10 protein-coding genes are annotated in these 11,868 nt (G+C 61.8%); 2 read left to right on the top strand and 8 right to left on the bottom strand.

The features are described 5' to 3' along the window. Positions 1–10: 10 nt before the first annotated feature. Positions 11–226 carry a hypothetical protein gene (locus ACX80Q_RS14275; protein ID WP_459331195.1) on the bottom strand — a complete coding sequence of 72 codons (216 nt, stop codon included), beginning with the start codon at positions 224–226 and terminating at the stop codon, positions 11–13. 341 nt (positions 227–567) lie between these two features. Here ACX80Q_RS14275 and ACX80Q_RS14280 point away from each other — a divergent pair, with 341 nt between their 5' ends. Beyond that, a complete protein-coding gene (locus ACX80Q_RS14280; protein WP_459331196.1) occupies positions 568–1,665 on the top strand; it encodes a Gfo/Idh/MocA family protein in 1,098 nt (365 codons plus the stop codon). A 30-nt stretch (positions 1,666–1,695) separates the two neighbouring features. Here ACX80Q_RS14280 and ACX80Q_RS14285 read toward each other — a convergent pair whose 3' ends face one another. The 7 genes from ACX80Q_RS14285 to ACX80Q_RS14315 form a co-directional block, all read right to left on the bottom strand. Next, positions 1,696–2,406 (bottom strand): ABC transporter ATP-binding protein, encoded by a 711-nt coding sequence (locus ACX80Q_RS14285; RefSeq protein WP_459331197.1) that lies wholly within the window; start codon positions 2,404–2,406, stop codon positions 1,696–1,698. After that, positions 2,393–3,232 carry an ABC transporter ATP-binding protein gene (locus ACX80Q_RS14290; protein WP_459331208.1) on the bottom strand — a complete coding sequence of 280 codons (840 nt, stop codon included), beginning with the start codon at positions 3,230–3,232 and terminating at the stop codon, positions 2,393–2,395. Before ACX80Q_RS14290 ends, ACX80Q_RS14285 begins: the two co-directional genes overlap by 14 nt. Positions 3,233–3,309: 77 nt before the next feature. Continuing rightward, a complete protein-coding gene (locus ACX80Q_RS14295; protein ID WP_459331198.1) occupies positions 3,310–4,515 on the bottom strand; it encodes a branched-chain amino acid ABC transporter permease in 1,206 nt (401 codons plus the stop codon). Next, positions 4,512–5,519, bottom strand: coding sequence for a branched-chain amino acid ABC transporter permease (locus ACX80Q_RS14300; RefSeq protein WP_459331199.1), 1,008 nt, complete (start codon positions 5,517–5,519; stop codon positions 4,512–4,514). The genes ACX80Q_RS14295 and ACX80Q_RS14300 overlap by 4 nt, the downstream gene beginning before the upstream one ends. A 135-nt stretch (positions 5,520–5,654) precedes the next feature. Further along, positions 5,655–6,890: a branched-chain amino acid ABC transporter substrate-binding protein gene (locus tag ACX80Q_RS14305; RefSeq protein WP_459331200.1), complete on the bottom strand. Its 1,236-nt coding sequence runs from the start codon at positions 6,888–6,890 to the stop codon at positions 5,655–5,657. A 182-nt stretch (positions 6,891–7,072) separates the two neighbouring features. Further along, on the bottom strand, positions 7,073–8,494 hold the full coding sequence (locus ACX80Q_RS14310) for an MFS transporter (protein ID WP_459331201.1): 1,422 nt from the start codon (positions 8,492–8,494) through the stop codon (positions 7,073–7,075). A gap of 281 nt (positions 8,495–8,775) precedes the next feature. Beyond that, a complete protein-coding gene (locus tag ACX80Q_RS14315) occupies positions 8,776–10,995 on the bottom strand; it encodes an NADP-dependent isocitrate dehydrogenase (protein WP_459331202.1) in 2,220 nt (739 codons plus the stop codon). 184 nt (positions 10,996–11,179) lie between these two features. On the opposite strand from ACX80Q_RS14315, the gene ACX80Q_RS14320 reads away from it, so the two are divergent. Then, on the top strand, positions 11,180–11,680 hold the full coding sequence (locus ACX80Q_RS14320) for a ferritin (protein WP_459331203.1): 501 nt from the start codon (positions 11,180–11,182) through the stop codon (positions 11,678–11,680). The last annotated feature ends 188 nt before the right edge of the window (positions 11,681–11,868 follow it).

The following is an 11,868-nucleotide window of genomic DNA, read 5'->3' on the forward strand; positions in this document are numbered from 1 at the left end:
AGTAGGAGAACTACTTCGAGTCTTTGCCCCGCACCAGCTCCGCGGCTTCGCGCAGCTGGGCCTCGATAGTGTCCAGAAGCATGGGCAGGTCAATGCCCACCGGCGCCTTGGCCACGCCATCGATGGTCAGTCCCCAGCCGGTCCTGACCACGATGGGAAACGGAGCGGCAAACCAGGCAACGCGCAGGTCCTCAACGTGCGGGCGCTTCCTCACCACATCATGCACGAGCCGGGCCGCGGTTTCGCCCGCTTCCCAGAGTTGGCCTGCAAGTTCCTGCTTCGTTTCAATCGCTTCTCCAACGCACGGAGCTTGCCACAGCTCACGCCGTGGTCATCGCCGTGTTTTTCGTTGATGGCGCGGGCCCGGGGGGCCCACGAGGGCGGCAAGCTCGTCCAGCACCTCGACCACCGTTGTACTTGTCTCAGTCGTTTGCGCCATGTCATTCTCCACTTCCAAAGCAGGTCCATTCATCATCCGGGGCGGTGCCAACAAATTCCTGAAAGCAGAATCGTCGAAGCGCTTGTCATCTTCCCCCTCGGGCTTGATGTTGCTGGCAGAATTGAGCCATGACCATCCCACGTTTTGTCGGCACGCCCGACTGGTACACCTCGTTCAACCCCGAAACCCTCGCAGCCACCGGCACAGCCCTGCGCTGGGGTGTTGTTGCCACAGGAGGCATCGCCAACACCGTCACGGCGGACTTGGCCTTGCTCGAGGATGCCGTATTGCAGGCCGTCAGCTCCCGTGGTGAGAAGAGCGCGGCGGAGTTCGCCGCCAAGTTCGGCTTTGCCACGCACTATTACGACGGCGGCCCCGCCGGCACCAGCGGCCCCGGCTACCTCCAGCTGGTGGCGGACCCGGACGTTGACGTGGTGTACGTGGCCACCCCGCACGCCCAGCACTACGACATCGTCAAGGCCGCCCTCGAGGCTGGCAAGCACGTCCTGTGCGAGAAAGCACTGACCATCACAGCCGCCGAGACGCGGGCCCTGATCGCCTTGGCCAGCGCCAAGAAGCTGTTCCTCATGGAGGCAGTGTGGGCCCGCTTTGTGCCGGGCTTCCAGCGGGCGTTGGAGATCATTGAATCCGGCGAAATTGGTCAGGTCAAATGGGTCCGCGCCGATCTTGGCTTCCCTGCGCCGCTGGATGATTCGGCCCGCATCTGGGCGCCCGCGGACGGCGGCGGCGCGCTTCTGGACATCAGCGTCTACCCCCTGCTGTGGGCCTGGGGCACGCTGGGGGTGCCAGAAACTGTTGCGGCCACCGCCGAATTGACGGCGTTGGGCGTGGATGCACAGAACACGCTGACGCTCAGCTATGGGAACGGCGCCCAAGCCCAGCTCATCAGCTACCTGTCCTCGCACGGGCCGCGCGTGGCCACCGTGTCCGGCACCGAGGGCTTCATTGAGACCATCGGCTCCGTCAACAACCCCAAGGGCCTGCGGATCAGCGTGGGCTGGGACTCCGAGCGCACGGAAACGTTTGAGTACCCGGGCAGCGGCTACACCTACCAGCTGCGTGAGGTGACCCGCTGCATCCAGGGCGGCCTGATCCAGAGCGCCACCATGCCGCTGGCTGATTCGCTGGCCATCATGGAACTGTTCGACGACGCCCGCCGCCAGATGGGCGTGGTCTACGCCAACGACACCCGCACCGACCTCTAACCGGACCACCAACGCCCTCATTGCAGGGAGCTAGCCGCCCAGGTAGGCTTCCTTGATGGCCGGGTTGGCCAACAATTCCTTGCCTGTGCCGCTGTGAGTGATCTCGCCAGTCTCCAGAACAAACGCCCGGTGAGCCCTGGCCAGGGCCTGGTTGGCGTTTTGTTCCACCAGCAACACTGTGGTGCCCTGACTGTTGATCTCGGTGATGATCTTGAAGATCTGCCGGATGAACTGCGGGGCCAGCCCCATGGACGGCTCGTCCAGGAGCAGCAGCTTGGGCCGGGACATCAGGGCGCGGCCAATGGCGAGCATTTGCTGCTCGCCGCCGCTCATGGTGCCGCCGAACTGCTTTTCACGTTCCTTCAGGCGCGGGAACAGCGTAAACACCCGCTCCAGGTCGTCACTGACACCCGTCCTGTCCTTGCGCCCAAACGTTCCCATGTCCAGGTTCTCCAGAACCGTCATGGCGGGGAAAATGCCGCGCCCTTCCGGTGCCTGGGAGATGCCCTGCACCACCCTGATGTGGGCCTTCATCTTGGTGATGTCCTCTCCCATGAACGTGATGGACCCTCGGGAGGGGTTCAGCAGTCCGGAGATGGTGCGCATGGTGGTGGTCTTGCCGGCACCGTTTGCACCGATCAAGGAGACAATCTCGCCTTCGTCCACCGTGAAGGACATGTTGTGGATGGCCTGGATCCGGCCGTAGTGGACGGAGACGTCTTTCAGCTCAAGCAAAGTCATCTTCAGGCTCCCCTAGGTAGGCGGAAATGACCTTCGGGTCTTCCCTAATCACGGCTGGCACGTCGTCGGCGATCTTCTTGCCGAACTCAAGGACCACTATTCGGTCTGTCACTCCCATGACCAGTTTCATGTCGTGCTCAATCAACAGCACCGTGTAGCCGTCGTTCCGGATGGTCCGGATGAGCGCCATGAGGTCTTCCTTCTCGGCCGGGTTGAACCCGGCCGCCGGTTCATCAAGGCACAGCAGCTTGGGATCCGTGGCCAGGGCCCGCGCAATCTCCAGGCGCCGCTGGCTGCCATAGGACAAGTTCCGTGCCAGCGAACCGGCATGCTCGGCAATGCCCACGAACTCCAGCAACGCCATGCCGCGCTCGATGGCGCTCCTCTCCTCAGCCTTGTGCCGGGGCAGGCGCAGCAGTGCGCCCACAACGGAGGTTTTGTGGCGGGCATCAAGGCCCACCGCAACATTCTCCAACGCCGTCATCTCCCCAAAAAGGCGGATGTTCTGGAACGTCCTGGCCAGGCCGGCCCGGGTGATCTTGTGCTGCTTCATGCCATTGAGCACGTTGCCTTCAAGCATGACCTGCCCGCTGGTTGGCTTGTACACCCCCGTCATGGCGTTGAAGCAGGTCGTCTTGCCAGCACCGTTGGGCCCAATGAGCCCCAAAATTTCTCCGCGCTTGATGGTGAAGCTGACATTGTCCAAGGCAACCAGGCCACCAAATTTGACTGTCAGGTTCTTCACCTCAACCAAGGCATCCCCCACCGCGACGTCGATCTCACGCTCCGGCGCGGCGGCCTCGGCGACTGCCTCGGTGACCTGCATCGGCTCAATGACTTCAATGGCAGAATCGCCGCCGGCTGTTTTGGAAACCGGAATGTCTCCACTGTGTGCACCCACGGCTAGACCTCCTTTTCAGTGGCAGCGGCAGGCTTTTTCTGCGGGGCATTGCGCACCCGGGCATAGGCTTGCTGCCCGTAGGCCAGCAGCCTTTGGCGCGCAGGAATCAGGCCCTTGGGACGGAAAATCATGATCAGCATCAGTGCGATTCCGAAGATCAGGTACTTGTATTCGGCAATGGCCGTGAAGCGCAGCGGGATATAGGCCACCAGGGCCCCGCCAAACACGGCACCAACCTTGTTGCCCACCCCGCCAAGGACCACGGCCGCGACGAACAGGATGGAGGTGACGATGTCGAACTTTTGATTGTTGACGAAGCCCACCTGGCCGGCAAACAGGGCACCGGACATGCCGCCCACACCGGCACCGAGGGCGAACGCCCACACCTTGTATTTGAACGTGGGAACGCCCATGGTCTCGGCGGCGTCCTCGTCCTCACGGATGGCGATCCAGGAGCGCCCCACACGGCTGCGTTCCAAGTTGCCAGCCAGGAACAGGACAATGATCAAGATGGTCAGTGTCAGCCAGTACCACGGCGTTCCGTTGGAGTTGGCGAAAACGGGTATCCCGTCCTCGCCCATGCCGGGCGGGCGGCCAACGTTCTGGAAGCCCACCTGGCCCTTCATGGCCGGGATGAGGGTCGCCAGGATGCGGATGATTTCACCGAAGCCCAGCGTCACAATGGCAAGGTAGTCCCCGCGCAGGCGCAGGGTGGGGATACCCAGGATCACGCCAATGCACATGGCCACAACAATGGCCAAGGGGATGGTCCACAGGTACGGGACCTTGAAGAAGGGCGAGTCCGGGCTGGTCAGCATGGCTGCTGTGTAGGATCCGACGGCGAAGAAGGCTATGTAGCCCAAATCCAGCAGGCCCGCGTAACCGATCACGATGTTCAGGCCAACGGCAACCAGGGCGTAGACGGCCATGGAGAACAGAGCCAGCGGGAAGTCGTTGCCGGGTTCGGTGGAGAGGAGGGGCGGGTTCAAAATGGGCAGCAGGTACGCCACCACCACAATGACAATCAAGTACAGCCATTGCTTCTGGCGCGGCATGGTCTGCCACTTTTCACTCCACCGGCCCAACCAGCCGGTCTTGTGAACCGCGTCGGCGCTGCCACCGGGAATCTGCTCCGATGCCTGACGGTCTGCCGCTGCCTGGCTGGCTTTGGCCCCGGGCATCGGTGTTGGTCCATCTACTGTGCTCATGCCTTGCTCCTTCCTAAGGAGGTGCCCAAGATGCCTTGAGGGCGAATCAACAGGACCAGGACCAGGACCACGAAGGCCACCACGTCAGTCCATTGCGAGCTGCCCAACAGTATCTGTCCGTAGTTGCCAATCAGGCCAAGCAGCAGGCCGCCGAGGAGGGCGCCGCGGACGTTGCCAATGCCGCCAAGGACGGCTGCGGCGAAGGCCTTGATGCCTAGAATGAATCCTCCGCTGTATTGCACGCCGGAGGGGATCTTCATGACATAAAACAATGCTGCCGCACCGGCGAGAATACCGCCGATGATGAAGGTGGTGACAATGATTTTCTCCTTGTTCACTCCCATCAGAGTTGCCGTGTCCGGGTCCTGGGCCACGGCGCGAATGCCGCGCCCCGTGCGGGAGCGCCGGATGAACTGGTCAACCAAAACCATCATGATGACAGCAGCCACCACAATGACTATCTGCTGGGAGTCAATGATGGTGCCGAAAACTTCAAATATGGGTGTGGGGATGAACATTGTCAGTGCCGGCTCGGGCAGCGGACCACGCCACAAAAAGATTAGGTACTGGATAACAAATGAGGCGCCAATGGCCGTGATCAAGTAGACCAGGCGGGGGGCATTGCGTTTGCGCAGCGGCCTGTAGGCCAGCCGTTCCACCAGCAAGGCTGTCACCGCCGACGCCACAATAGCCACTATCAGGGCCAGGATGACGTTGACTAAAATTTGGCCGAAACTGAGGTTGGGGGCCGATGGGCCAAACCCGAGGAAGCTCAGGGTGAAAAAAACTCCGTAGCAGCCCACGATGAAGACTTCGGAGTGGGCAAAGTTAATCAGGTTCAGCACACCATAAACGAGTGTGTAGCCCAGTGCCACGAGTGCATAAATGGCACCGAAGGTCAGGCCGTCAAAGGTGGCGCTCCAGAAATTTTGGGCCAGCGCCGCGACGTCGAAATTAATCCAATCGCTGTCCGCGGGAACAGCTGTAAGAACTGTTGAGAGCATAAGTGGGTCCAGTTCCAGTCAGCCTCGGAACGTGATCGAACCGGGACTGCCTCATAGAGCGGATGGGTGGGGCTATACCCAAATGGATGCTGCGGAGCGCCTACCTGCGCGCTCCACAGCATCCATGAGGTGTTGCTACTCGCCGATGGCGCCGATCGGAACGATCTTGCCATCCTTGACCCGGTAGCCGTACACGGCAGGGGCCTGCAGTTCGCCCTTGTCGTCCCACTTGTAGTGCTTGCTCAGGCCGGGTGCGTCATAGGTATTGACCCATTCCAGGAGCTTGGCGCGATCCTGATTGCCCTTGTCGATGCCGGACAGCAGCACCGTGGCGGCGTCGTAACCTTCGATGGAGTACGTACCCGGCTCGGCGTTGGCCAGAGCCTTGTAAGCCTCGGCGAAGGTGGGGATCAATTCACCGGGGATGCAGGGGCAGGTGAAGAAGGCATTGGCCGACGCGTCACCGGCCTGCTTGATGAACTGGTCATCCTTGACACCATCGGGGCCAACAAATGCGCCCTTGAAGCCCTTGGCCACCAGCTGCTGGTTGAACGGTGCACCCTCAGCGAAGTAGCCCGAGTAGAACACTGCATCAGCCTTGGCGTTCATGATCTTGGAAATGGTGGCCGAGAAGTCCTTCTGGCCTGTTGTCACCTTGTCCGAACCAGCCAGGGCATCGCCCAAACCGGCTGTGGTGGTGGCGCCCAAGCCGATGCCGTAATCGGAATCGTCCTGAACCAGGTAGACCTTCTTGGCACCGAGCTTGCCTGTCATGAACTTGGCAGCTGCCGGGCCCTGCACGGCGTCGTTGCCCAAACCGCGGAAGAACGTGCTCCAGCCGTTGTCTACCAGGGCCGGGTTGGTGGCCGACGGGGTGATGTGGACCAGCTTCTGCTGCTCGAAGATGTTGCCCGTGGCCTTGGATTCACCGGAGAACGGCAAACCGACCACACCAATGATGTTAGTTTCCTTGGTGGCCTGCGTGACGGGGCCGGTGGCCTTGGTGGGGTCACCTTCAGTGTCAAACTTCTTGAAGGCCACCTGGCAGCCGGGGTTGGCCTCGTTGTGCTGGTTGATGGCAAGCTGCACACCGTTGAAGATGTTAATGCCGAGCTGGGCGTTGGCACCGGTCTCCGCACCAATGTAGGCCAGCGTCGTGGTGGACGGGCAGGTCGCCTTGCCGTCGCCGGCGGGGAGAACGGCATCCTTGGGTGTCTCAATGGATGTCAGAACCGGAATATCCAGGTTCAGGCCACCGCCGGTGGCGGCACTCGTGGAGCCGGGCGTGGCAGCCTGATTGGCGCACGACGTCATCAGCAGCGTCAGGGTAGCCGCTGTGGCGAGGGCCGTCATTACTTTCTTGCGGTTCATAAATTCGCCTTCCATAGGTAGCATCCAGGCCCGCATGACATCGTCGTCCTGCGTGGCCATTGGCTTCACGAGACTTGACACTACCCTTGAGTATGTGAGGTGGAGCACACTTTTACGTAAAGATCTGATAACGGATGTTCTTTCGGCACGACGGCGGCCCGCACCGACACGGAAAACCCGCCTCAAGCGGGAGAATTCGGCGTATTCTCCGACCCCGCTGCGGGGCCGGGTTCAGCTGCGGCATAGGCGTGGGAGAGTCTGCGGTAGGAGCGCGTGCACAGGGCGCCCAGTGCCAGCACCAGGGAGACGATGCCGGAGGCAAGAAAGACCAGGGCAATGCCCCGGGCGTCGCCGTCGCCCAGCAGCGCGCCCCAGCGCTGCTGTCCCGGCACCGAATCCAGGTAGGGGATGATCCAGAATTCGGCCAGCGGGGCCACCATGAACGCTGTGATGGGTGCGGCTGCCGCCTCGAACGTCATGGCGAAGCCGAAGACCCGGCCCTGCGCTTCGAAGGGGACCACACGCTGGATCACTGTTTGTTCGGCGGCCTCCACCGCGGGCATGAGCATCATGAAAAGCCAGATGCCAACAACACACAGCCACCACCAATCGCGAATAGTGAACAGACCTCCCACCACTCCCGTACAGGCCACCAGCAGCAGCATGGTGCGGATGGGGTTCTTGCCGAGCCCAAACTTGGCCACCAGCCCGCCGCCAATAATGAATCCGGTGGCCGTCACCCCCAGGACCACACCCCACACTTCCACGGGGAACAGTGTGAGCCCGTACGGGTCCACGAGCGCCATGAACACCCCGCCGGTCAGGTTGTTGAACGTGGTGAACAGGATCAGGGCAAACAAGCCCTGCGTGGCCCTGACGGCTGCAACACCTTCACGCAGTTCGGCAAAACCCTCGCGATCATCGTCCCGGACCACCTTGGGTTCGGGCACTGAGAGCGTCAGCAGGTGCACCAACACCGCCGCGCAGGCGATCAGGGCAATGATGATGGTGCTGCCCATGCCCAGCAGGCCAATGGACAGTCCGCTAAAGACGCTGGTGATCAGGAACGCGATGCCCTGCACCGCGCCCACTAGGCCGTTGGCGTTGGCCCGCCGATCGGCCGGCACCAGCAGCGTCACAGTGGTGGACAGGGCAATGTTACGCAGCTGCTCTATCACGGCGCCTATCAACACAATCATGGCGAAAATCCAGAACCAGGGTCCGGAGAGGCTGAGCAGCTCCTGTTCGGGAAGAAGTAGGAACATCAGCCCTGCGATGCCGAAGAACCCGAGCGTGCAAAGGGCTGACCCCACCATCACGGCATGTTTGCGGTACCTGTCCACGAGGACGCCGAAGAACAGGCCGAAGAACGCCACCAGAAGCATGTAGGCCCCGCCGATGAGCCCCGTGGCCAGCACCGAGCGAGTCTCCAAGTAGACCCAAAACGTCAGGGCAAACCACAGAAAACTCGTCACAATGTTGGCAACTGCCGTGTTGACCAGCACGTGCATGAAGGTGCGGTGGTCCTGGGCAGCCGGGACCCGGGCATCCTGGGCCTCAACGTCGCCCACTGGTAGCACTGCCGGCTCATCCTCGCGCTGCATGGTTCCAGCCTAGAACCAAGCACCCACAACTGGACAGGCCAAGGGACAGAAAAAGCCCGCCTCCTGTGAGGAGGCGGGCTTTTCACGTGGATGGGCCCACGCGCCCGAGGGACCCAAGAAATCGCGTCAGCGATTTGTTGGGAGGGCGTGGCTGGGCCCACACGACCGAGGGACCCAAGAAATCGCGTCAGCGATTTGTTGGGAGGGCGTGGATGGGCCCACGCTTGCTAGGTTCCCGGCAAATCGCGCCAGCGATTTACCGGGAACCTAGCAAGTGGGGACTATGCCAGGGCTGCGATGGCTGCGTTCAGCGTTGCTGACGGGCGCATGATGGCGGCAACCTTGGTGGCGTCCGGGTGGAAGTAGCCACCCAGGTCAACCGGTGAACCCTGAACTGCCGCAAGTTCACCAATGATGGCGTCCTCGTTCTCGGTCAGGGTCTTGGCCACCACGGCGAAGGCGTCAGCGAGCTGTGCGTCCTCCGTCTGGGCAGCCAATTCCTGGGCCCAGAACTTGGCCAGGTGGAAGTGGCTGCCGCGGTTGTCGATCTCGCCAACACGGCGCTTCGGGGACTTGTTTTCCAGCAGGAAGGTTCCCGTGGCGCGGTCCAGGGTGTCGGCCAGGATCTGGGCGCGGGCGTTGCCCTCGTTCACTGCGAGGTGTTCGAAGCTGACGGCCAGGGCCAGGAATTCACCGAGGGAATCCCAACGGAGGTGGTTTTCCTTGACGAGCTGCTGCACGTGCTTGGGAGCGGAGCCGCCGGCACCGGTCTCGAACAAGCCGCCGCCGGCGATCAGCGGAACGATCGAGAGCATCTTGGCGCTGGTGCCCAGTTCCAGGATCGGGAACAGGTCAGTCAGGTAGTCGCGCAGCACGTTGCCGGTGACGGAGATGGTGTCTTCGCCGCGGCGGATGCGCTCCAACGTGAAGGCCGTTGCCTTCTCGGGGGACATGATCTGGATGTCCAGACCGTCGGTGTCGTGGTCTTTCAAGTACTCGTTGACCTTGACAATCAAGTTGGCGTCGTGCTCGCGGGTCTCATCCAGCCAGAACACGGCGGGGGTGGCGGAGGCACGGGCACGGGTGACGGCAAGCTTGACCCAGTCGCGGACGGGGATGTCCTTGACCTGGCAGGCACGCCAGATGTCTCCGGCTTCGACGTCGTGCTCGATCAGCACGGTGCCTGCGGAGTTGACGATCTGAACTGTGCCGGCCTCGGCCAGTTCAAAGGTTTTGTCGTGGCTGCCGTATTCCTCGGCGGCCTGCGCCATGAGGCCCACGTTGGGAACCGTGCCCATGGTGGTGGGATCGAAGGCGCCGTTGGCACGGCAATCGTCGATCGTGACCTGGTAGATGCTGGCGTAGCTGCTGTCCGGCAGAACTGCCAAGGTGTCAGCTTCGGCGCCGTCCGGGCCCCACATGTGGCCGGAGGTGCGGATCATGGCCGGCATGGAAGCGTCAACGATCACGTCGGAGGGGACGTGGAGGTTGGTGATGCCCTTGTCGGAATCAACCATGGCCAGGGCCGGGCCTTCTTCGTAGCCCTTCTTGATGGCGGCTTCAACGCCGGTCCGCACGTCCTCGGGCAGTGCGCCCAAGCCGTTGATGATGGAGGCCAGGCCGTTGGCCGGGTTCAACCCGGCTGCTGCCAGTGCCTCACCGTAGTTGGCGAACAATTCGGGGAAGTAAGCCTTGACCACGTGACCGAAGATGATGGGGTCGGAGACCTTCATCATGGTGGCCTTGAGGTGGGCGGAGAGCAGTACGCCCTCTTCCTTGGCGCGGGCAACCTGAGCGGCCAGGAACTCGTCCAGGGCCGCCGCACGCATCACGGTGCCGTCAACAACTTCGCCAGCCAGCACGGGGACGGATTCCTTCAGGACAGTCGTGGTGCCGTCTGCTGCCACAAACTGGATCTTGAGCTTGTCATCGGCGTCGATGACAACTGACTTCTCGTTGTGGCGGAAGTCGCCGTCGTCCATGGTGGCAACGTTGGTCTTGGAGTCAGCGGACCAGGCGCCCATGCTGTGCGGGTTGGCCTTGGCGTAGTTCTTGACCGACAGGGGTGCGCGGCGGTCCGAGTTACCTTCACGCAGCACCGGGTTCACGGCGCTGCCCTTGATCTTGTCGTAGCGGGCGCGAACGTCTTTTTCCTCATCAGTGGAGGGATCGTCCGGGTAGTCCGGCAGTGCAAAGCCCTGGGTCTGAAGTTCAGCCACGGCGGCCTTCAGCTGCGGGATGGAGGCGCTGATGTTCGGCAGCTTGATGATGTTGGCGTCCGGGCTCTTGGCCAGTGCACCCAATTCAGCGAGGGCGTCGGCAACGCGCTGGTCCTCGGCGAGGTAGTCGCCAAAAACGGAGATGATGCGGCCTGAGAGCGAGATGTCGCGGGTTTCAACGTCAACACCTGCAGTCGAGGCGAAGGCCTCAACAATCGGCAGGAGGGAGTACGTGGCCAACATGGGCGCTTCGTCAGTGAGGGTATAGATGATTTTTGCCATGGGTTGAGGCGTCTCCTACAAAAAATTCAACGGATATCTGCGAAAAAGCAACGATTTCTATCCCTTCTAACTTACCCGAGTGCGTCCGTTTGCCCGCTATCGGGTCCATTAAGTGACACTGTGTGCACATGAGGCAAGGCTCAATTACTGTGCACGGAAATCGAATTGGCCTTAGCGTGGGGGTATGGAACTCAAAGGAAAACTCGCAGACGCCATCAACGATCAAATCACGCTGGAAATCCAGGCCTCGGTGGTCTACCGCCAATTGGCCATTGAAATGGATGTCCAGGACCTGCCCGGCATCTCCGGCTGGTTCCTGGCGCAATCGGCCGAGGAACTGGTGCACGCCCAGAAGTTCACCGACCACATGACGGACAGGAACGCGGCGCCGAAGATTGGTGCGCTCACCGCCCCGGACGTCACCATCAACTCGGTGCTGGAGGCTTTCCAGGCCTCGCTGGCCCACGAGCAGAAGGTGTCCGAATCCATCCGGAACCTGTACCGCCTGGCTCAGCAGGAGGGCGACATTGATTCGATCCCCATGCTGAACTGGTTCATCGAGGAGCAGTTGGAAGAGGAAGCGTCCGTTGGCGAGATCATTGGCCGCGTCCGCCTCATCGGGGCCGACGGCAATGGCCTGCTCCGCCTGGATGCCGAGCTCGGCGCCCGCAACGCGGCAGCCTAACCACCAACGCTCTCGCAGCAATGGTGCCATTTTCCGGAATGCTCTCGCACCGCCTGCGATAGCGTTCCGGAAAAACCAGCCATTGCTGCGATAGACAATATGAGGTGAGGGTGGTTGGGTTTCGTGCCCGTCCGCCGTTGGTGAGGGCCGGGACGTGCTATGTCATAGCGTCCGTGGGTTGCCAGTGA

This window comes from Arthrobacter sp. HLT1-20, assembly GCF_054510895.1.